Raw genomic sequence first — 20,954 nt, 5'->3', positions numbered from 1 at the left:
GACCCGAGGTGTTCTGATGTATTCCCCGCATCGCCGACTGTGTTTGCTTCTGTCGATTTCTCATGTGGAGAACTTGCGAAGAGCGCTGGTAATTTGAGAGCGCCGCGATGAACCGCGAGGTCGTGGGACTCAGGGTCTGCAGCCGTCGACACGGCAACCATGTCAGGTCCTCGTACGTCTGTACGTCTGCCTGCGCGAGCAGCACCGAGTGCGGAGGGAGACAGTGTGACCCAGAGGGGGCAGGGGGAGGAGCCCCAGGAGCCCGACGCGACCATGCAGTTGAAGGTCCCGGCTTCTTTCAAAGCCGACGAGACCATGCAACTGCGCGTCCCGGACGGAGGGATACCCGTCACCCGGGACTCCCCGGCGGCATCCGAGGACCCCGGGAACCGGCGCAAGAGCCGCAAAGCGCCGCGCCCCTCCTTCTTCGGCCGGCTCCACGCCCGAATATCCGCCCTGCTCGGCCCCCATCTGGCCCCGCTGGCCGCCCGCCTGAAGCCCTACGTCCGCCGGATGCGCCCGCAGTACCCGCGCCCGGGCCGCGAAGGCTGGCAGCGGTGGGTGCCCTCCTGGCGGCAGTGGCTCGGCGGCCTCCTCGGCGCCCTCGGCCTGAGCACCCTCTTCCTGGTCACGGCGTACGCCGTCACCGACATACCGGAGAACCTCAACACCTACGCCACCCAGCAGGACAACGTGTACTTCTGGGCCGACGGCACGCCCATGGCCCGCACCGGCTGGGTGCAGCGGCAGGCGATGCCGCTCAAGGACATCCCCGAGGACGTCCGCTGGGCGGTGCTCGCCGCCGAGAACGCCAGTTTCTACAGCGACCCCGGCATCTCCTTCAAGGGCATCAGCCGCGCCCTGTTCCGCACCATCGGCCAGGGCGACACCCAGGGCGGCTCGACGATCACGCAGCAGTACGTCAAGAACGTCTACCTGAACCAGAACCAGACCGTCAGCCGCAAGTTCACCGAGGCGATGATCGCGCTCAAGCTGGACAACCAGATGAGCAAGGACGACATCCTCGAGGGCTACCTCAACACCAGCTGGTTCGGCCGCGGCACCTACGGCATCCAGCGCGCCGCCCAGGCCTACTACGGCAAGGACGTCAGCGAACTCAACGCCAGCGAGGCCGCCTTCCTCGCCTCCCTGCTCAAGGGCGCCGGCCTGTACGACCCGACGCTGAGCGGCTCCAACCGCGCCCGCGCCATGGAACGCTGGACCTGGACCCTCGACCGGATGGTCGAGATCGGCAAGCTGTCCAAGGCCGAGCGGGCCAAGTACACCAAGTTCCCCGACCCGCTCAAGAGCAACCCGCTGTACGACACCGGTGAGCAGAGCGACTACCTCGTCGAACTCGCCGCCCAGTACGCCAAGAAGGCCGGGAAGATCACCGACAAGGACTTCGACCTCGGCGGCTACCAGATCTACACGACCTTCGACAAGAAGCGTGAGGCGCAGCTCACCGACGCCGTCACCAAGGCCCGCGCCAAGGCCGCCAAGGACGAACCCAAGGCCGCGAAGAACGCGCACTACGGCGCCGCCTCCGTGGACACCGGCGGACGGATCCTCGCCGTCTACGGCGGCCCGGACCACCGTACGCAGGGCTACAACGAGTCCAACGCCACCACCGTCCCGGCCGGTTCGGCCTTCCTTCCGTTCGTGTACGCGGCCGGACTGGAGCACGGCGTCCACAAGGAGCGCGGCGGCGAGGCGACGGAGGTCACCGGCGACACCGTCTACGACGGCGACGACGACATACCGGTGACCACCCCGGAGGGGCCCTACTGGGACCGCAGCGGCCGCAAGGTGTCCGCCAGCAACGACGGCGACCGCTCCTACGGGAAGATCTCCCTGCGCCGGGCGCTGGAGCTGTCGGTGAACACCCCCTTCATGCAACTCGGCATGGACACCGGCCTCGAGAACGTGCGCTCCACCGCCGAGGCCTCCGGACTGCTCGCCTCCAGCATCGGCGCCCAGGTCCCCGCCCTGTCCACGGGCAGCTCCACGCCCAGCGCCATCCGCATGGCCAGCGGCTACTCCACGTTCGCCGCCCAGGGCAAGCACACCGAGCCGTACTCGGTGTGGAAGATCACCCACAACGGCACCAAGGTCGCCCTCGACATGCCCGCGCCGCGCCGCGCCGTCGGCGCCGACGTGGCCCGCGAGGTCACCTCGGCCCTGAAGGGCTCCTTCCGCGCCGCCCACCCCTCCGCCGCGTCCGCCGGCGCCGAGGTGGCCGGCAAGGCCGGCACCACCGAGGACGACAACGCCGCCTGGTACGTCGGCACCGCCAAGTCGGTGTCCACGGCGATCGTCGTCTACCGCATCGACCTCACCAAGAGCCTCGAACCGCTGCCGCTGGAGGGCGTCGCCGGCGACACCACCGACGGCGTCGCCTACGACATCTGGTCCAAGGCCATGAGCCCGCTCGGCTGACCACCGACGGACCCCGCCGTCACCGACCGTCTGGAGAATGAGCCGCACATGAAGTCACCGTCGGGCCGCCGCCGCAAGGCCGCGGCACCGCGCCGCCCCGCCGCTCGTCCCGGGTTCGTCAGCCTGGCGGCGTTCCTCGCCGTCGCCTCCCTGACGGCGGGCTACCTGGTGCTCAACCGCACGGACAACACCGCGCCGACCGCGTCCTCGGGGGAACAGCAGAGGAACGCGACGACCTCCAAGGAGCCGGAATGGGACGGCAAGACCAAGATCCTGGGGGACGGCTCCACCTCGTACACCGGCCCGCAGAAGGGCGGCCTGAAGGCCGAGCCCCTCAAACCCGGTGAGAAACCGCCCCAGTTCGTCGTCTTCTCCTGGGACGGCGCCCTGGCCGGCGACGACGAGCTCTTCCAGCACTACCGGGAGCTCGCCAAGGAGTACGACGCCCACATGACCTTCTTCCTCACCGGCATCTACCTGTTGCCCAAGAGCAAGAAGGACCTCTACAGCCCGCCGCAGCACCCCAAGGGCTCGGCCGCGATCAGCTTCCCCACCGACGACCACATCCGCACCACGATCGAGCAGCTCGGCAAGGCGTGGGAGGAGGGGAACGAGATCGGCACCCACTTCAACGGCCACTTCTGCGGTGCGAAGGGCGGCGACGACTGGAGCGTCGCGGAATGGCGCAGCGAGATAGACCAGTTCTACGCCTTCGCCGAGAAGTGGAAGACCAACACCGGCTACACCGACATGAAGCCGCTGCCCTTCGACTTCCGGAAGGCCGTCGTCGGCGGCCGCGCCCCCTGCCTGGAGGGCCAGGCCAACCTGCTGAAGGCCGCGAAGAGTTACGGCTGGCGCTACGACGCGAGCTCCAAGGGCGACTTCCAGATCTGGCCGGCGAAGAAGAACGGCGTCTGGGACTTCCCGCTGCAGATGCTCCCCTACGAGGGCGGCAAGTACCAGGGCCTGTCCATGGACTTCAACTTCCTCTACAACCAGTCCGACGGCCAGACCCAGGGCGACCCGGCGAAGTACCCCGAGTGGGAGAAGGAGACCGCCGACACCTACATGGCGGGCTTCAACCGCGTCTACTACGGCAGCCGCGCCCCGCTGTTCATCGGCAACCACTTCGAGGAGTGGAACGGCGGCATCTACATGAAGGCCGTCGACGACACCGTCAAGAAGGTGTGCACCAAGAAGGACGTCAAGTGCGTGTCCTTCAAGGAGTTGGCCGACTGGATGGACGTGCAGAAGCCGGCGACTCTGGAGCGGCTGCGCACCCTCGACCCGGCGCAGAGTCCCAACTGGTCCTCGGTCGTCCAGTAGGCCGTCCGGTGACGCCACGGCCGCGCACTGACACGTGTCGCGGCCGCCCCCATGACAGTCGTATAACTCCCTGGCCCAAGTGCCCTTACCCCTCTTCACAACAGCCACACATGGCGTGCGAAGATTCCGGTCCCGGCATCCCTCCCGCCGGGGCAGAGGGGAAACACCAGTGAAGTCAAGGAAATTGAGCCGTACGCGGCGCAGAGCCGCGATACTCGGAGCTGCCGCCACCTCGGTCGTCGCCGGCGTGGCGCTGCTGCCCAACTGGAGCGCCGGCGCCGCGGTCGTCGACGACCCGACGGTGGACGCGAAGACGAAGGCCACCTTCCAGCGGCTGGCGGACGCGGTCTTCACCGACCGGACCGAGGCCCTGGTCGACGGCAAGAAGGGTGACCGCAAGAAGCCGCTGACCGACGGTTTCTCCGGGAAGGTCAAGCTGTCCTCCGGTCTGGCCCGCACCGAGGACTCCGCGCTGTCCTCGCTCGACCACCGCAAGGACACGCTCGCCAAGCTCGGCGAGAAGTACAGCAGCGGCAGCACGACGGTCACCCTGAACGCCACCAACGTCAAGGGCCGCACGGCCAAGGTCGCGGTCACCGAGACCACCACGCTGACGTACGCGAAGGTCCGCGGCGGCGAGCCGCAGGCCACCGGCTTCCAGGCCCGTCACGAGCTGACGTTCTCCGCCGACAAGCACGGCAACTGGCAGCTCACCGGTATCCGTGACACCGACGAGGGCGTCGCGGTGAACCAGACGGACCGGCCCGCCGTCGCCCCCCGCGTCGGCACCACCGGCAGCACCACGCCGGCGGCGCCCAAGGCGTCCACCACGTACCCGGGCCCGGCCAACCCGAAGAACTTCAGCGCCAGCGGCCTGAACTACAACGCGATGGCCGCGTACGCCAAGCAGTACTGGTCGAACTACAACCCCGCCTACCCCAACTTCAACGGCCACGGCGCGGGCGGCGACTGCACCAACTTCGTCAGCCAGTCGCTGAAGGCGGGCGGCTGGAAGCACGTCCCCGGCTACGTGTACGACTACACCAAGTGGTTCGGCAACAACGAGATCCAGTCGGACTCGTTCGTCGGCGTCAACGAGTGGTCCTGGTTCGCCCAGAACTCCAAGCGGACCACCAGCCTCGCCAACGTCTACCAGCTGGACGTCGGCGACGTGCTCCAGATGGACTTCGACCGTGACGGCTCGAAGGACCACACCATGATCGTCACCTCGAAGAGCCGTGGTGTGCCGTACCTGACGTACCACTCCACCAACACCTACAGCCGGTCGCTGCAGAGCATCCTCGCGTCGTACCCGACCGCGAACTACTACGCGTACCGCACCTGATCGGGGCCCGCGCCTGACCGGCCGTCGTGCCCGTCAGGCCGGGAACTCCTCCCGGCGTTCGCGGTTGCGGTCCCGCTCCTCCGCGAGGTCGGGATGGCGCGCCCGGTAGTAGGGGTTGTCGTGCGGCAGGGCCGATCCGACCCTGCCGTACATCCCGAAGACCAGCAGCAGGATCCCGATCACAAAACTGAGCAGGCAGTTCTGGATCTGGAACGCCAGGAAGTTGTAGTCCGTCTCCAGCAGCCCCATGTTCAGGAAGCCGCTGAGGACGAACAGCACCCCCAGGGTCATGTTCAGCGTGGACGCGAAGTTCCCGCCGATCACCATCCCCACCATCAGCAGCAGTCCGACGGCGACCGACAGCCAGCTGAGCGCGCCGTTGGTGTTCAGCGACCAGACGGTGTCCCCGCCGGTGTCGAAGAAGCCGATCCGGTGCAGGATGCCGAAGATCCCGAACGTGAGCAGCCCGGCGCCCATGAGCCCGGCGCCGACCCGGTAGACCGTGTTCAGCCGGTGGTCGACGGGCAGATGATCGTCCAGCCGGATACGCCGCCGATGCTCCGAACGCACCGTGTGTGTGGCCATCGCCGCCTCCCTGTCTCGCTCGCCGGGCCGGCGGACCCTGGTACGCACCTGGAGAGCGTGCCTGAGTGCGCCGCGTGCCCGAGTGCGCACCCGGAGCGCGTGACTGGAGCGCGCGCCGAAGTGCGCACCTCCCAATATCCGCCCGCCGCGCCGGGGCGGCAACGGCAGCCCGCGTGTCCCCGGCACCGGCTCAGTGGGCCGACGCCGCGCCTCGCTCGCCCCGGATGTGGGCCACCACGTCCGCGACCGTGCGGCGGACCGCCTCCGTCTCGGTGAGGAAGTGCCAGTAGTCGGGGTGGTGGCCGTCCAGCACGGTGATCGCCCGTTCCAGACGGGCCACGGACTCGTCCAGCGGCCGGGCGTGCCGCGGATCGGGCGTGTTGCGGCCGGCCATGGCGAGCCGCTGGGCGTCGCGGATCGCGAACCGGGTCCGCTCTATCTCCTGACGCGGGTCCTTCTGCACGGCGTCGAGTCGGGCCAGACGGTCCCCGGCGGCCGAGACGGCCTCGTCGGTGACGTTCAGCAGCGCCCGCGCCGTCGACAGCAGCGCGGTGGCGTCCGGCCACCGCTGCGCCTCCCGCGCTGCCCGCGCCTCCGCGAGCCTCGCCTCTGCCTGCCGTACGTGCTCCACGGCCTGCTCCGGGACGTGCTGGAGATCCTGCCAGCAGGGCGCGGTGAACCGCCGTCGCAGTTCGCTCAGCACCGGCTCCACCTGCCCGGCGCGGGTCGTCAGCGCCTGCGCGCGGGTCCGCAGCGACACCAGACGGTGGTCGATCTCGGCTGCCTGCTCCGGCAGCCGCTCGGCCTGCGCCCGCACGGCCTCCGCCTCCCGGGAGACCCGCTCGGCCCGCTCCAGGGTCTGCGGCACGCCGTGCTGCCCGGCGCCCTGGTTGAGCCGGGTCAGCTCGGGCCCCAGCGCCGCCAGCCGGGCCGCCAGGTCGTCGGCGCGCAGCCCCGAGCCCCGGGCGGCGTCCAGCGCGTTCGACGCGGCCAGCAGGGCCTGCCGGGCCCGCTCCACGGCGGGCGCGACCCGGGCCAGCTGCGTCTCGGCCTTGCCCAGCAGCGGCCCCAGCCCGTCCGCGAACCGGTCCAGCTCTCCCTTGACCCGCTCCAACTCCTCCTTGGCGCGGGCCAGTTCACCCCGCGCGCGGGCGGCGGCCGAGGCTTCGAGGTCGTCGCGGTCCAGGTCATGAGCGTCGACGGCCTGGATGTACTGGTGGCTGGCCTCGTCGACGCGCCGGCCGATCGCCTCGAAGTCGGCGACGGCACGCCGGGCCGCCGGGGAGTCGTCGACGGCGGTGATGGTCTCGATCGAGATCCGCAGGTCCCGCTGGGCGGTGTCGAGTTCGTAGAACGCGGCGGCCGCGGCGTCCTTCGCGGCCTGCGCCTCGGCCCGCTGCCCCTCCGCGCGCCCGCCGAACCAGCGCCGGGTGCCGCCGCCCGCGAACGCGGCGGGCAGCGCGAGCGCGGCGACGAGCGGCAGCGCGGCGAGGACGAGCGCGTCCCGCAGCCCGGCCGCGCGGCGGCCGGGGGTGCTGGTCGGTGTGCGGCTGGGCCGGCGTGCGCGCGGCTCCGACGGCGAGTGCGGCTGCGCTGGTGTCGCCGTCACGATCCCTCTCCCCGTGGTGTGATCCGCCCGTGCCCGGTGTCATTCTCCCACCGCTTGAGGACGAACACACGAGCCGATCAGTTCGCCTTCCGCACGCGGATGTCGCTTCCGCGCGACGGGATACGGGTTTGCGGGGCAGTGCATGCGGCCATGTAGTCTGTCCACTCGTCCTGGGTGCGTAGCTCAGGGGTAGAGCGCCTGCCTTACAAGCAGGATGTCGGCGGTTCGAAACCGTCCGCGCCCACCAGGTGAGAAGCGAGAGGGCCCCCGGAGAGTTCCGGGGGCCCTCTCGTGTGTCCGGGTGCGTGCGCTACGCCTCCTGTGCGTCCTGCGTGCCGCCGTCGGACGCGTCCTCGGCCGGCGGGGGCGGCGGTGCGTGCTTGAGGCGCGTGCGGGCCTCCACGACGTCCCCGGTGGCGACCTCGGTCCAGAAGCGGTGGCAGGTGACGAACACGGCGAGTTCGTGCTCCCGCTGCCGGAGCTTCTCGACCTCGGCCTGTTCGTCCGCCGACCAGCCGGGGGAGGCGGGGCGCTCCACCTTGCGCCAGCCGCCGTCGTCGCTGAAACCGTCCAACGGCTCGACCGACCAGGGGAGCCGCTTCAGCAGGGCCGACAGCTCGGCCCGCACCTGATGCAGCTCCTCCTGGCCGGCGCGCAGATCGCTGGGGAAGTCAAAGGAACTCGCCACACGGCAATGGTACGCCTGTTCGAATTTAGGTGGCGAGCTCAGTCGAGGGGGTCGTGTGTTCGAAGGAACGGGTGGGACTGTCAGTGCCGTCACTTACGGTGACGTCATGGAGAGCATCGGTGTGGGCGAGGGCGTGGACGAGGGCACGGGCGCGGAGCGGGTACGGCTGGTCCCCTGGGCGGAGGGCGACTTCTGGCTGCTGCGGCGGACCAACAGTCCCGAGATGACGGCCCACCTGGGCGGACCGGAGCCGGAGGACGCACTCGCACAGCGGCACCGGCGGTACGTCGGGCTGGAGGCGGGGTGCATGTACCGGGTCGTGTCGGCGGGCAGCGAGGAGACCGTCGGCTCGATCGGCTACTGGGAGCGCGAGTGGAGGGGCGGGACGGTCTGGGAGACGGGGTGGGCCGTCCTGCCGGAGTTCCAGGGCAGAGGCCTCGCGGTGAGCGCGGCGCGGGCCCTGACCGGGGTCGTGCGCGCCCGCCGTCCGGCCGGCGGCCACGCAGCCCTGCACGCCTTCCCCGACGTCCGGCACGCCGCCTCCGACGCGGTGTGCCGCAAGGCGGGGTTCACGTTGCTCGGGCAGGCCGACTTCGAGTACCCGAAGGGCAACTGGATCACGTCGAACGACTGGTGCGTCGACCTCGACGGCGACGCGCCGACCGGAGCGGGGGGACACTGAGACCATGTGCCGAAGCATCAAGACGCTGCGTCCGCCCGCGCTGCCCGAGGAGGCCACGGACGACGAGATCAGGGCCGCCGCCCTGCAGTACGTGCGCAAGGTGTCGGGCTTCCGGGCGCCGGCCGCGCACAACCGTGAGGTGTTCGACGAAGCGGTGGACACGATCGCGGCAGCGACCGCGAAGCTGCTGGCCGACCTGGAGATCAGGGGCTCGGCCGCGAGGGGAGCGTAGTCACGCCCTCGTCTCCGCACCGGGGGCGCTGGTCCCGGCCCCTCCGGGCGGCGGAAGCCCCCACACCGGGGCGCCGTGTCGGGCAGGTCGGGCGGTGGCCGGCCCTTCCGGCGGCGGCGGTCCCGCGTCGGAGCGCCGTGTCGTCGGGCCGGCTGGCGGCCGCTTCCTCCAGCGGCGGCACCCGCAGGCCGGGGCGTCGCGTCGGTAGGCCGGCTGGCGGCCGGTTCCTGCGGCGGCGGCAGTCCTGCGTCGTGTCGGTCAGGTCGGCGGCGGCCGGTTTTTCCGGCGGCGGCAGCCCACACCCGGGTCGCCGCGTCGGTCAGGTTGGCTGGCGGCCGGTTCCTACGGGTGGCGGCAGCCCCGCGTCGTGTCGGTCAGGCCGGTTGGCGGCGCATGACGTATGCCGCTCCCGCTCCCGCTCCGAACAGTGCCAGCACCGACACCGCCGTGGCCAGCCATGCCGTTCCCAGCCACTGGGTGCCGTAGTACCCGAGCGCCGCGCTGTACGCCGCCCAGGACAGACCCGCCAGCGCCGACCACGGGACGAAGTCACGCGGGCGCCGGTGCGCGGCGCCCGCGACGAAGGAGACGACCGAGCGGCCGGCCGGCGCGAACCGGGCCAGCACGAACAGCGCCCCGCCGCCCCGCGCGAGCGCCCCGCCGAGACGCGCCTGCGCCGTGGTGAGCCGCCGGGAGCGGGAGATGGCGCGGTCCAGACGCGCGCCCCCGCGCCAGGCCAGCCGGTACGCGGCCAGGTCCCCCAGCACGGACGCGGTCGCCGCGGACAGGATCAGGGCCAGGATGTCCGGGACCTGATGCGGCAGCCGTCCGGTCGCCGCCCCCGAGCCCGCGGCGGCAGCCGTCGCCGCGGCGATGACGAGCACCCCGCTCGGCAGCACCGGCAGGAACACGTCGAGCAGCACCGACAGTGCCACCAGCACATAGATCCACGGGGCGCCGATCAACGCCCACGCCCCCACACTTTCGAACACCCCGAACTCCCCGGTCTCCCCCGTAGCGGCCGGCCTCGCCGCGGTGTCGCGGGGGAGCGGCAGGTGCGGCCATGACAGCCATACAGCGTACGCCGATGATGTGACAGAAGGGTCACAGGGTGCGCGTGTGTTCGGCAACGCACAGAGCCGCGAGCCGCCTCAACGACCGTGCGCCGAGCGGCAGAAGGGCCCCGCCGGGGGGTGACAGAAAGCGCCCTCCCCCGTGAACGGAGAGGGCGCCCCGGGTACGCGCCGCGTGGGTAGGGCCGCGACGGGCCGGTCGTCGGCGTCCGGCCGTGACGGGTCAGGCGGAGACGGCCGCCTCGCGCGCCGCCGGCTCCTGCGCCCGCTCCCGCGTCGTGCGACGGCTGAGCAGCCGGTCCAGCCCGAACGCGCCGGAGCCGGTGAAGACCAGCAGCAGGAAGGCCCAGCAGAACATCGCGGACGCCTCGCCGCCGTTCTCCATCGGCCACAGCGCCTCCGGCTGGTGGACCTTGAAGTACGCGTACGCCATGGAACCCGAGGCGATGAACGCGGCGGCGCGGGTGCCCAGGCCGAGCATCACGAGGGTGCCGCCGACCAGTTGGATGACGGCCGCGTACCAGCCGGGCCAGGTGCCGGCGCTGACGGTCCCTCCGTCGGTGCCGACGGCCCCGCCGAGGACGCCGAAGAGCGAGGCGGCGCCGTGGCAGGCGAAGAGCAGGCCTACGACGATGCGGAACAGGCCGAGCGCGTACGGCTGTGCGCTGTCGAGACGAGCGGACATGAGGGGGGTACTCCTTCGGTTTCGGTCAAGACGACCGGTCCTGGGGACGGACCGGCCGGTGGGGGCGGCGGTACCGAACGAGTGACCCACGGTAGGCGGATTCCGGCGATGCTTGCAAGTTCAACATTTGGCCACCGCTTGGATTCCCCTTGGCGCTTTCCTGGTGACAGCGCAGCACGTAGAGCGCTTTCTGTGCTCAGGTGCGCTACCGAGAGCGTGACCGAATCCACACCTACCGCGACCGAATGCGACTAGCTGAGACCGAATTTGCCTCTCGGGCGACCGAATGTGCACCCGTGGCGACCGGATCCCCGCCGCCGGCCCCCTCAGGACCCGCTCAGCCGTGACTCCATGACCGTCTCCAGGCCGGGCCGCCCGCCGTTCCGCGCCGGCCTCACCTGCTCCAGCCGCAACCGGGCCGAACGACCGTGCAGCGTCAGTGTCATGAGCTGGTTGCCGAACCACGGCCCGCCCTTCTTGCGCCAGCTGACGGGCGGTCGGGCGCAGTGCCCGTGCCGGCGGAACCGGCGTCCCAGCGCCCGCGCCACCGCGCTCCACCCGAAGCGGAAACCCACCCGCATCGACAGCGGGACGGAGTTGTGGACGGGCGAGCACGTCAGTTGCAACACCCGCGCGTCCGGCGAGCCGTCCCGCCACCGGGTCTCGGCCATGTACGCGTGGTGCACGTCCCCGGAGAGCACGAGCACCGTCGCCGGGGCCTGCGGGCCGGTGCCGACCTCCGCGAACAGGCCGGTCAGTTCGGCGAACGACGACGGGAACGCCGCCCAGTGCTCCAGGTCCGCCTTGCGCCGCAGCCACTCCCCGAACCGTGCCCAGCGGGCGCCCCGTTCGCCCCGGCACAGGGCCGAGCTCCAGCCCTCGACGTCGTGCACCAGATGAGGCAGCAGCCAGGGCAGGGAGGTGCCGACGAGGAGGTGGTCGTAGGAGCCGGGCTCGTCCAGCACCTGGGCGCGCAGCCACTCGGCCTCGCCCGGGTCGAGCATCGAGCGCTTGCTCTCCTCCAGCACGCGCGCCGCCCGCGAGTCCACCATCACCAGCCGCACCCGGCCGAAGTCCCGCCGGTAACTCCAGCGCGCGGAAGCCGGGTCGGCGTCGGCGCGGCAGGCGAAGTCGCGCAGCGCGTCGGTGCCGTCGGGCGTGGCGCACACGGCCGCGTAGAGCGGGTCGGCGGCCAGCTCGGCGGGGGAGAGGTTGCCCAGGTGCTGGTACACCCAGTACGACATCAGCCCGCTCAGCAGCCGCTCGCGCCACCAGTGGGTGGCCCGCATGTCGGTCAGCCAGGCGGCGGAGGTGTTCCAGTCGTCGATGACGTCGTGATCGTCGAAGATCATGCAACTGGGCACGGTGGACAGCAGCCAGCGGATCTCGGGGTCCTGCCAGGACTCGTAGTAGAGGTGGGTGTACTCCTCGTAGTCCGCGACCCCCGTCCCCGGCGGTTCGTCGGTGTCGCGGCGGGCGGCCAGCCAGCGTTGCGTCGCGTCGGAGGTCTCGTCGGCGTACACCTGGTCGCCGAGCAGCAGCAGGACGTCGGGCCGCTCGCCCTCCGGGTCGGCGGCGATGCGCGCGGCGAGGCTGTCCAGAGCGTCGGGGCCCACGGGGTCGTGCGCGTCGGCGGCGGGCGCCGCCCACCGGCAGGAGCCGAACGCCACGCGCACGTCGTCGCCGCCGGCCGGGGCGCAGATGACCGAGGGCGGAAACGACGAGGGTGCGTCCGGCGCAGGCCACACGCGTGTGCCGTCGAGGAACACTTCGTACGGCGTGCTGGTCCCCGGGGAGAGGCCGGTCACCGGAATCAGGGCGTAGTGGTGTCCCGCCACCTGGAAGGTGCGGGCGGTGCCGCCGGAGCCGTCCGCGCAGCGCACTTCGGCGGCGCACGGACGGCTCGCCTCGACCCATACGGTCGCGGACGTGCTGTCGGCGTATCTCAGCAGGGGTCCCAGCCGCAGTCCGGCCATGTGATCGCCTCCTCCGTCGCCCCGTACGGTACGGAACGACGGGGCGTGGTGGGGAGATCCCGGCGGCGAACCGTGTGCGGTCGTAGGATCAGCAGCTCACCAGCTGGTTCGTGAGCGCGCTCTTCTCGGCGGAGTCGACCGACAGGCCGTAGTAGTACTTCACCTGCACCCAGGCGCGGACGTAGGTGCAGCGGTAGGACGAGACCGACGGCATCCACTCGGCCGGGTCCTGGTCGCCCTTGGCCTGGTTGACGTTGTCGGTGACGGCGATGAGCTGCGGTCGCGTCAGGTCGTTGGCGAAGTTCTGGCGCTTGGCGCTGGTCCAGCCGTCGGCGCCGGAGTCCCAGGCCTCGGCGAGCGGCACGACGTGGTCGATGTCCAGGTCGGCGGCGGCGGTCCAGGTGGCTCCGTCGTAGGGGGAGTACCAGCTGCCGCCGGTGGCGGTGCAGGCGGAGTTGACGACCACGTTGGACCCGTCGCGCTTGAGGACGGTCTCGCGGGTGTTGCAGGAGCCGCTGATGGTGATCCAGTGGTTGAACAGGTCACGGTCGTAGCCGGTGCGGTCCTCGGCGGCCACCGTGAGCGAGGCGAGGTACGTGCGGGCGGTGGCGGCGCTGACCGGGGTGGGGAGGGCGGCGGAGGCGGTCGGGCCGTTGAACAGTGCGACGGAGGCTGCCAGTCCGGTGAGCGCCGCGAGTATGCTGAGCCGTTGACGCGCGTAGACAGAGGGCCTGGGGGACATGCGAACTCCCTTGAGGGGTGAGGGCGTTGCGGTGCGAGCGGGGGAATGCTCGCGGGGCCGCGTTGCGGGGAGGTGTGCGTGCGGTGAGAAGTTAATGACGTGCGCATGACACGACAAGACGTTCGGTGTGAAGCTTTTCGGCGGCGTGCGGGGATGTGGCGAGCGTCACCGGCGGGCAAGGTCGGTGCAGGTGTCACGTACCATGGACGGCGCAGAAGGGGAGTAGCTCTTCGCCGGACCGTCGACATACTGCTCGGCCCGTCCTCGTGACGGATGCCGGGCCGGCGCCCGGAGGCCGATCCGCACCCGTGTGGATCCGCCAGCGAGACCTTCGGCAAGCAGTGCACGCCCGTGCCGTCCGGCGCGGGCGCCATGTGCGCTGCCGTGCCGAGGCGTCTCCGCAGGGCTGACAGGCCCCCGCGCTCTCGGTGGGGCAGCCCGACCGATTGAGGAACCTTGATCAGCGTTACCGTGACGGCGCTCGTCTTCGGCGTCGTCTTCCTCGCCGAACTGCCCGACAAGACCGCCCTCGCCGGCCTCGTCCTGGGCACCCGCTACCGCGCCTCCTACGTCTTCGCCGGCGTCGCCGCCGCCTTCGCCGTGCACGTCGCGCTCGCCGTCGCGGCGGGCAGCGTGCTGACGCTGCTGCCGCAGCAGATCGTGCACGCGCTGACCGGTGTGCTCTTCCTCGGCGGCGCGGCCGTGCTGCTGAGGAAGAAGGACGACGACGAGGACGAGGTCCGCACGCCCGAGAACCAGTCCTTCTGGAAGGTCTTCGGCGCGGGCTTCATGCTGATCCTCGTCGCCGAGTTCGGCGATCTGACCCAGATCATGACGGCGAACCTCGCCGCCCGCTACGACGATCCGCTCTCCGTCGGGCTCGGCGCGGTGCTGGCGCTGTGGGCCGTGGCCGGGCTCGGCATCGTCGGCGGTAAGGCCCTCATGAAGCGGGTGCCGCTGCGGCTGATCACGCGGATCGCGGCGGCGCTGATGCTGGCCCTGGGGGCGTGGAGCCTGTGGGAGGCGATCGCCGGCTGAGGCGGGCGGCCGGCGCCGCGTGACGGGGGGGCGGGCGAGGCGGGGCGTCGGGTGGGACGGGACGCCGGGTAAGACGGTGCGTCGGGTGGGACGGTGCGTCGGGTGGGACGGGACGCCGGGTGAGACTGTGCGGCTCAAGGGTGGCGTGTACCCCCGAATGTTTTGTACCGTGAGAAAACAAAGTGGCTCCCGCCCGTTTTCCCTGACCGGCGGGCGGGGCCGCCTTGTTCTTCTCCACGCGTCCCCTGCTCCCCGTCCGCGTACGCCGTCCGCCCCCCCCGCGCGTTCCGTCTGCCGGGCCCGCGCCCGACCGTGCTGGAGTCGCCGATGCCGGCCCCCGTGTCCGCCCCCACCGTCCTGACCGCCCGCGCCCTCCTGCTCGACATGGACGGCACCCTGGTGAACTCCGACGCCGTCGTGGAGCGGATCTGGCGGCGCTGGGCCGCCGAACACGGGCTCGACGGCGACGAGGTCATGCGGGTCGTCCACGGCCGCCAGGGCCACGCCTCGATGGCCCTGCTGCTGCCCGACCGCCCGAGGGAGCTCAACCTCGAGGACAACGCGCGGATGCTGGCCGAGGAGACCGCCGACATGGACGGCGTCGTCCCGGTCCCCGGAGCTCCCGAGTTCGTCGCCTCCCTCCGCGGCGTCCCGCACGCCCTGGTCACCTCGGCCGACGCCCCCCTGTCCACGGCGAGGATGGCGGCGGCGGGACTGGACCTGCCGCGGGTGCGCGTCACCGCGGAGTCGGTGGGCGCCTCCAAGCCGGACCCCGAGGGCTTCCTCAAGGGCGCGGCGGAGCTGGGCGTCGCCCCCGAGGAGTGCGTGGTGTTCGAGGACTCCGGCGCGGGCATCGCCGCCGGGCGGGCGGCCGGGATGCGCGTCGTGGGCGTCGGAGCACGCGCGGCGGCGCACGAACCGGACGTCGTCGTGCCCGATCTGCGGCGGGTACGCGTGGAGGCCGTCGCCGGGGGCGTACGCCTGCACGTGGGCTGAGGAGCCCCCGCGGGCGCGGGTCAGCGCCCTGCCGCGTCGGAAGCGCCGGCGGAGACGTCGGAGGCGCCGTGGGGGGTGTCGTCGGAGGCGTCGGCCGTCGGGACGCCGGCCCTTCAAGGCTCGTGCGTCTCCGACTCCAGGCGGGCCCGGGTCAGCTGCCCGTACACGCCGAGTTCCTCGCCCTGGATCCCCCGGGACCGCTGGTAGGTGCGCAGCGCCTCCTCCACCTGGCGGGTGAAGACACCGTCGGGCTTGTCGTCGTAGAGGGACAACTGGCTCAGACGGAGCTCGAGTTCCGTGACCTCGTCCCCCCGGTCGCCCGGCCGCAGGACGCTCGCCCCGGGGCTGGCCGCGCCCGCGTCGGCGGCCCCGTTCCCGGGCTTGACGGGCGGCGCGGTCGTGCTCGGGCCGGCCGACGGACTCGGGGAGGCCGACGGGGATGCCGACGGCGAGGCGCTCGACGGCGACGCGGACGGGGACGGTGACGGGCTCCCGCTCGCGGAAGGCGACGGGGAGGCGCTGGGGGAGTCCGACGGTGACCCGGGCGGGCTCGCCGACGGCGACGCGGAGGCGCCCGCGCTGGGCGAGGTCTCCGGCACGGCCGCCCGGACGTCCTCCGGGGCGCCGTCGCGGGTGGGCTTCTCGTAGGTGAACAGTCCGCCGGCGAACCCCACCGCGGCGACGACGGCCACGGCCCCGGCAGCCGCCGCGATCAGCAGGGGGCGACGGCGCCGGCCGCGCGGCTCCCCGTCGTCGCCGTACGCGTCCGTCGTGTCCGGGCCGTCGCCGGTGCTTAAGGAGCCCGGGCCGGACACGGCGGGGAGCGCCGTCGTGCGCGCGTCCGCACCGGCCGGGCTCACGGCGCGCAGCGGCATGGTGGCGTCGGACGCCGCCGGGGGGACGGCCGGCAGCGGCATGGTCAGGTCGCTCGCGGAGACCCCGTCCGCGGGCGGGGCGTCCGCCGTGCCGGGAGCACCGCCCTCGCCGTCCAGTTCCACGTAGGGCCGGATGCGGAGCGGATCGAAGTCCCCCGCCGCGGCCGCCTCCGCCTCACGCGTGTCGCGCAGGGCCTCGGCCGCGCGCCGCGCGCAGGCGCAGGACGGGGTGTTGTCCGCCGCGCGGAGCGCCCCGCACTCGGGGCACGGAAGCCTGTGCTGTCCCGGTCGTCCCTGCCACGCCGTCGGCTCGTTCACCTGTTCGCCCCTCCCCGTACGAACTCCAGAGACTACCCAGAACCTCCACACGACCGCCCACCAGACACACGTGCGACCCCGGCCGGCCTCGACACGACCGGCGGTCGGGCGCGGAACCAACGGGACTCGAGAGGCCATAACGGGCCACACCGATCACGATGGAGGTGTTCGCGACAGCCCCGGGAGGCATTCATGGCCCTGGACGCACATGCCAGGACGGGGGATCCGCGCCAGGAGCACGTTCCCGGCGGCGTCCTCGTCTCGATCGGCGCCCTGCTGCTCGGCATGCTGCTCGCCGCCCTCGACCAGACGATCGTGTCGACCGCGCTGCCCACCATCGTCAGCGACCTCGGCGGCATGGAGCACCTGTCCTGGGTGGTCACGGCGTACCTGCTGGCGTCGACCGCCGCGACGCCGCTGTGGGGCAAACTCGGCGACCAGTACGGGCGCAAGAAGCTGTTCCAGATCGCGATCGTCATCTTCCTGGTGGGCTCGGCACTGTGCGGCATGGCCCAGGACATGGCCCAGCTCATCGCCTTCAGGGCCGTGCAGGGCCTCGGCGGCGGCGGGCTGATGGTGCTGTCGATGGCGATCGTCGGCGACATCGTCGCGCCCCGTGACCGCGGCCGCTACCAGGGATTGTTCGGCGCGGTCTTCGGCGCCACCAGCGTCCTCGGACCCCTCCTCGGCGGTCTGTTCACCGAACACCTCAGCTGGCGCTGGGTCTTCTACGTCAACCTGCCCGTCGGCGTCGTCGCCCTCGCCGTCATCGCGGCCGTCCTGCGCATCCCGCGCAAGGCGACCCAGCACGTCATCGACTACCTGGGCACCTTCCTCATCGCCGCCGTCGCCACCTGCCTGGTCCTCGTGGCCTCCCTCGGCGGCACCACCTGGGCCTGGGGCTCGCCGCAGATCGTCGGACTCGCCGTGCTGGGCGTCCTGCTCCTCGTCGCGTTCGTGGCCGTGGAGCGCCGCGCCGCCGAACCCGTCCTCCCCCTCAAGCTGTTCCGCCTCCGCACCTTCACCCTGTCCGCGGTCATCAGCTTCATCGTCGGCTTCGCCATGTTCGGCGCGATGACCTACCTGCCGACGTTCCTCCAGGTCGTCCAGGGCGTCTCGCCCACCCTGTCCGGCGTGCACATGCTGCCCATGGTGGTCGGCATGCTCCTGTCGTCCACCGTCTCCGGCCAGATCGTCAGCCGCACCGGCCGCTGGAAGGTGTTCCCGGTCGCCGGCACCGCCGTCACGACCATCGGCCTGCTGCTCCTGCACCGGCTGGACGAGGGCAGCTCCACGGCGGAGATGAGCACCGTGTTCTTCGTCTTCGGCCTCGGGCTCGGCCTGGTGATGCAGGTCCTCGTCCTCATCGTGCAGAACGCCGTCTCCTACGAGGATCTCGGCGTCGCCACCTCCGGCGCGACTTTCTTCCGCTCCATCGGCGCCTCCTTCGGCGTGGCCGTCTTCGGCACGGTGTTCGCCGGCCGCCTCGGCGACGAACTCGCCGACGCCTTCCGGGGCGTCACCCTCCCGCCCGGCGTCTCCGCCGACGCGCTGGAGGCCGACCCGCGGGGCATCGCCGCGCTGCCGGCCGCGCTGCGCCCGCCGGTCCTGCACGCGTACGCGTCCTCCATCACCGACGTCTTCCTGTACGCGGCGCCCGTCGCCCTCGTCGGCTTCGTCCTCGCCTGTTTCCTCAAGGAGGAACCGCTGCGCGGCTCGGTCACCGCGCCGGACGTGACGGAGACCCTCGCCAGCAACCCCGTCGAACGCTCCTCCTACGACGAGGTCTGCCGCGCCCTGTCCCTGCTCGGCACCCGGGAGGGCCGCCGCGAGATCTACCGCACGATCACCGCCCGGGCCGGCTACGACCTCCTCCCGGTCGCCAGCTGGATGCTGCTGCGCATCCGCCGGTACGGCAGCGTCGAACCGTCCCGGCTCGCCGAGCGCAGCACCGTCCCGCTCCCCGTGATCCTGGACGGCACCCGGCAGATCGAGGAACGCGGGCTGGCCCGGCGCGAGGGCCTCGACATGGTCCTCACCGACGAGGGGTGGACGGTGGCCCGCCGGCTGGCCGGGGCCCGCGAGGAGTCCCTCGCCGAACTGCTCGGCGACTGGTGGGGCCCGGACCGTCCCACCGACCTGACCCGCCTGGTCAAGGAGCTGGGCGGCGAACTGTGCGGCTCGGACCGCGAACAGCCGCACGACGAGCGGCCGGTGACACGGCCGGCGTAGGTGTCCGGCGCCTCAGCTCAGGTTCTTCGTGAACCAGTGGTCGGCGTACCGGTCGTCGTTGTGCGGCTCGGTCTCCGCGTACCCGAGCCGCGCGTACAGGGCGCGGGCCTCGACCAGGTCGCCACGGGTGTCCAGGATCATCCGGGTCGCCCCAAGCGCGCGGGCGCTCTCCTCGGCGGCGGCGACCAGCAGCGCCGCGCCGCCCCTGCCCCGGGCCCCGGGCAGCAGGAACACCCGCGTCAGCTCGGCCGTCGCCGCGTCCAGCAGCCGTACGCCCGCGCTCCCGGCCGGCGCGCCCTCGTACCACGCGACCAGCAACAGACCCCGCGGCGGCGCCAGTCGATCCCCTTTCCCGGCGGCGATCTCCCGCTCCAGCTCGGCCGGGTCGGTCCTGCGCCCCTCGTGCAGCAGGTACCAGCGGTCGCTGACCTCCGTGTAGTACTCCCGCCACAACGCGGCGGCGACGGGGGAGTCCACGGGTTCCGGGGCGATGGTCCAGGCGGTCGCGACGCTCATGCCGGTCATTGTCGTGGGCGTCGCGCGGCTTTGCCTGCCGTTTGTACGACGTCTTCCGGGCAACCCGGAATCGTGAACCGGCCCGCGGGGCCGACCACATCGGAAGGCAACCATGTCCACAGGCGTGATCATCGCTCTGATCGTGATCGTGGCGGCCGTCATCGCCGTCGCGGCCGTCCTGGCCGTGCGGTCCCGAGGGCCGCACGGGGGACGCAGCCTGAAGCATCGCTTCGGGCCCGAGTACGACCGTGCCGTGGCCCGGCACGGCGGAAACGTCAAGGCCGCCGAGCGGGAGCTCGGCACACTCGTGGAGCGGCACGGCGGACTGCAGGAGCGTCCGCTGGAGCCCGCCGAGCGCGAGCGGTTCGAGGCCCGCTGGACGGCGGCGCAGGAGCGCTTCGTCGACTCGCCCCGTGAGGCGGTCGCCGAGGCCGACCGGCTGGTCGCGGAGGTGGCGGGCGCCCGGGGCTTCCCGGACGGCGCGCAGTACGACGAGCAGGTCGCCGCGCTCTCCGTGCACCACCCGCGCCACGTCAACGGCTATCGGCACGTGCACCACGTGGCGCGCTTCCACACCGACGGCGGCGCGCGCAACGGCCAGGCCCCCGGCACCGAGGACCTGCGGTCCGCCATGGTCGAGGCCCGCGCCCTCTTCGACGAGCTGGTGAAGGAGGGCCGGCACGGGGCCGGCCGTCACCGGTCGCCGGCCGCGGTGACGCAGGGCCGCGAGACCCACGCGCGGGACGAGCACCGCTCCGGCCTCCACCTGCCGCGAGGCTTCCACCGGCACCAGACGAAGGAGAGCTGAGAGGAATGCCCGACGTGACTTCGAGCGGCGAGGACCGCGACCGGACGACGACCCCGGAGCAGACCGGACGGACCCGGGTGAACCCGGTGACGCCCGTCAGCCCCGTGGACCCCGTCCACAAGGACACGACGGTCCCCGGCGCGGGCGGGGACGACCCGACGACCGGCCGGGAGGCGAGGGATGCACGGGACACCTTCCCGGGCGGGACCCCCGGCGTGACCGGCACTGAGGGGCGCACCGGCGCGGGTGCGGCCGACACGACGACCGGCCGGGAGGCGAGGGATGCACGGGACACCCTTCCGGGCGGGACCCCCGGCGTGACCGGCACCGGCACCGGTACTGGCTCTGAGGAGCGCACCGGCGCGGACGCCGACACGACCCGCACGGACACGCCGCACACGCCGTCGGCGCAGCCCCACTCCGCTGCCGACCGCTCGCACGGCCCGCAGGGCTCCCCGCTGCTGCCGCACGAGGAGTGCGACGAGCTCGCCTCCCGGCTGCACCACGCGGTCGCCGGGTTCGTGGACCGGCCGCGTGACGCCGTCGAGGAGGCCGACCACGTCCTGGAGGAACTGGCCGCCCGCTTCACCGAAGCCGTCAACGACCGCCGCCGCACCCTGCGCGGCTCCTGGCAGCTCGCCGAGGGCGGCGGCGCCCAGGGCGGAAGGAAGGGCGACACCGCCGCGACGGCCGTCGACACCGAGCAGCTCCGCCTGGCCCTGAGGGACTACCGCGAACTGACGGAGCGGCTCCTGCACGTGTGAGTGTTCGCGCCCACAGACGCGTGTC

Annotated in this window: 19 protein-coding genes and 1 tRNA gene; 11 read left to right on the top strand and 9 right to left on the bottom strand. The window is 72.1% G+C overall.

Annotation, left to right across the window (positions count from 1 at the left end):
• Positions 1-273 precede the first annotated feature (273 nt).
• The 3 genes from ACIOC0_RS11340 to ACIOC0_RS11330 all read left to right on the top strand — a co-directional run bounded on the left by ACIOC0_RS11340 (position 274) and on the right by ACIOC0_RS11330 (position 5,110).
• Positions 274-2,439, top strand: coding sequence for a transglycosylase domain-containing protein (locus ACIOC0_RS11340; RefSeq protein WP_402155076.1), 2,166 nt, complete (start codon positions 274-276; stop codon positions 2,437-2,439).
• 48 nt (positions 2,440-2,487) lie between these two features.
• Positions 2,488-3,765: a hypothetical protein gene (locus ACIOC0_RS11335; RefSeq protein WP_402154654.1), complete on the top strand. Its 1,278-nt coding sequence runs from the start codon at positions 2,488-2,490 to the stop codon at positions 3,763-3,765.
• 184 nt (positions 3,766-3,949) lie between these two features.
• Positions 3,950-5,110, top strand: a complete 1,161-nt coding sequence (locus ACIOC0_RS11330; RefSeq protein ID WP_402154653.1) for an amidase domain-containing protein — start codon at positions 3,950-3,952, stop codon at positions 5,108-5,110.
• A 33-nt stretch (positions 5,111-5,143) separates the two neighbouring features.
• Here the strand turns inward: ACIOC0_RS11330 and ACIOC0_RS11325 are convergent, their stop codons facing one another.
• Positions 5,144-5,695 carry a DUF4383 domain-containing protein gene (locus tag ACIOC0_RS11325; protein WP_402154651.1) on the bottom strand — a complete coding sequence of 184 codons (552 nt, stop codon included), beginning with the start codon at positions 5,693-5,695 and terminating at the stop codon, positions 5,144-5,146.
• Positions 5,696-5,885: 190 nt separating this feature from the next.
• Positions 5,886-7,304 (bottom strand): hypothetical protein, encoded by a 1,419-nt coding sequence (locus ACIOC0_RS11320; protein ID WP_402154649.1) that lies wholly within the window; start codon positions 7,302-7,304, stop codon positions 5,886-5,888.
• A gap of 172 nt (positions 7,305-7,476) precedes the next feature.
• Here ACIOC0_RS11320 and ACIOC0_RS11315 point away from each other — a divergent pair.
• A tRNA-Val gene (locus ACIOC0_RS11315) sits at positions 7,477-7,551 on the top strand.
• A gap of 63 nt (positions 7,552-7,614) precedes the next feature.
• On the opposite strand, the gene ACIOC0_RS11310 is transcribed toward ACIOC0_RS11315, so the two are convergent.
• Positions 7,615-7,992 carry a hypothetical protein gene (locus tag ACIOC0_RS11310; protein ID WP_402154647.1) on the bottom strand — a complete coding sequence of 126 codons (378 nt, stop codon included), beginning with the start codon at positions 7,990-7,992 and terminating at the stop codon, positions 7,615-7,617.
• A 106-nt stretch (positions 7,993-8,098) separates the two neighbouring features.
• On the opposite strand from ACIOC0_RS11310, the gene ACIOC0_RS11305 reads away from it, so the two are divergent.
• Both ACIOC0_RS11305 and ACIOC0_RS11300 read left to right on the top strand, forming a co-directional pair.
• A complete protein-coding gene (locus ACIOC0_RS11305; RefSeq protein ID WP_402154645.1) occupies positions 8,099-8,674 on the top strand; it encodes a GNAT family N-acetyltransferase in 576 nt (191 codons plus the stop codon).
• 4 nt (positions 8,675-8,678) lie between these two features.
• Positions 8,679-8,906 carry a DUF2277 domain-containing protein gene (locus ACIOC0_RS11300; protein ID WP_402154644.1) on the top strand — a complete coding sequence of 76 codons (228 nt, stop codon included), beginning with the start codon at positions 8,679-8,681 and terminating at the stop codon, positions 8,904-8,906.
• A 374-nt stretch (positions 8,907-9,280) separates the two neighbouring features.
• Here ACIOC0_RS11300 and ACIOC0_RS11295 read toward each other — a convergent pair whose 3' ends face one another.
• The 4 genes from ACIOC0_RS11295 to ACIOC0_RS11280 form a co-directional block, all read right to left on the bottom strand.
• Complete coding sequence (locus ACIOC0_RS11295; RefSeq protein ID WP_130436992.1) at positions 9,281-9,898, bottom strand: DedA family protein; 618 nt, start codon at positions 9,896-9,898, stop codon at positions 9,281-9,283.
• Positions 9,899-10,202: 304 nt separating this feature from the next.
• Entirely contained in the window at positions 10,203-10,664 is a 462-nt protein-coding gene (locus ACIOC0_RS11290) for a DoxX family protein (protein ID WP_402154641.1), read from the bottom strand.
• 326 nt (positions 10,665-10,990) lie between these two features.
• Complete coding sequence (locus tag ACIOC0_RS11285) at positions 10,991-12,640, bottom strand: alkaline phosphatase D family protein (RefSeq protein ID WP_402154639.1); 1,650 nt, start codon at positions 12,638-12,640, stop codon at positions 10,991-10,993.
• 88 nt (positions 12,641-12,728) lie between these two features.
• Positions 12,729-13,382, bottom strand: coding sequence for an HNH endonuclease family protein (locus tag ACIOC0_RS11280; protein WP_402154637.1), 654 nt, complete (start codon positions 13,380-13,382; stop codon positions 12,729-12,731).
• Between the two features lie 456 nt (positions 13,383-13,838).
• Here ACIOC0_RS11280 and ACIOC0_RS11275 point away from each other — a divergent pair, with 456 nt between their 5' ends.
• Both ACIOC0_RS11275 and ACIOC0_RS11270 read left to right on the top strand, forming a co-directional pair.
• Complete coding sequence (locus ACIOC0_RS11275) at positions 13,839-14,420, top strand: TMEM165/GDT1 family protein (protein WP_130436996.1); 582 nt, start codon at positions 13,839-13,841, stop codon at positions 14,418-14,420.
• Positions 14,421-14,747: 327 nt separating this feature from the next.
• Entirely contained in the window at positions 14,748-15,416 is a 669-nt protein-coding gene (locus ACIOC0_RS11270) for an HAD-IA family hydrolase (RefSeq protein ID WP_402154635.1), read from the top strand.
• A gap of 113 nt (positions 15,417-15,529) precedes the next feature.
• Here the strand turns inward: ACIOC0_RS11270 and ACIOC0_RS11265 are convergent, their stop codons facing one another.
• Positions 15,530-16,609, bottom strand: a complete 1,080-nt coding sequence (locus ACIOC0_RS11265; RefSeq protein ID WP_402154633.1) for a peptidoglycan-binding protein — start codon at positions 16,607-16,609, stop codon at positions 15,530-15,532.
• A 192-nt stretch (positions 16,610-16,801) separates the two neighbouring features.
• Between ACIOC0_RS11265 and ACIOC0_RS11260 the strand changes: the two genes are divergently transcribed.
• The gene (locus tag ACIOC0_RS11260) at positions 16,802-18,841 is read left to right on the top strand and encodes a DHA2 family efflux MFS transporter permease subunit (RefSeq protein ID WP_402154631.1); all 2,040 of its coding nucleotides are present in this window, start codon (positions 16,802-16,804) and stop codon (positions 18,839-18,841) included.
• A 12-nt stretch (positions 18,842-18,853) separates the two neighbouring features.
• Here the strand turns inward: ACIOC0_RS11260 and ACIOC0_RS11255 are convergent, their stop codons facing one another.
• The gene (locus ACIOC0_RS11255) at positions 18,854-19,357 is read right to left on the bottom strand and encodes a GNAT family N-acetyltransferase (RefSeq protein WP_402154629.1); all 504 of its coding nucleotides are present in this window, start codon (positions 19,355-19,357) and stop codon (positions 18,854-18,856) included.
• Between the two features lie 112 nt (positions 19,358-19,469).
• Between ACIOC0_RS11255 and ACIOC0_RS11250 the strand changes: the two genes are divergently transcribed.
• Positions 19,470-20,165 carry a hypothetical protein gene (locus ACIOC0_RS11250; protein ID WP_402154628.1) on the top strand — a complete coding sequence of 232 codons (696 nt, stop codon included), beginning with the start codon at positions 19,470-19,472 and terminating at the stop codon, positions 20,163-20,165.
• A 5-nt stretch (positions 20,166-20,170) separates the two neighbouring features.
• On the top strand, positions 20,171-20,929 hold the full coding sequence (locus ACIOC0_RS11245; RefSeq protein ID WP_402154627.1) for a hypothetical protein: 759 nt from the start codon (positions 20,171-20,173) through the stop codon (positions 20,927-20,929).
• Positions 20,930-20,954 lie beyond the last annotated feature (25 nt).

The sequence above is a fragment of the Streptomyces sp. NPDC088254 genome (assembly GCF_044740925.1).
Lineage (GTDB): Bacteria > Actinomycetota > Actinomycetes > Streptomycetales > Streptomycetaceae > Streptomyces.
The sequence above is the reverse complement of the archived record's forward strand: the minus strand, read 5'-3'. Positions and strand labels throughout refer to the sequence as shown.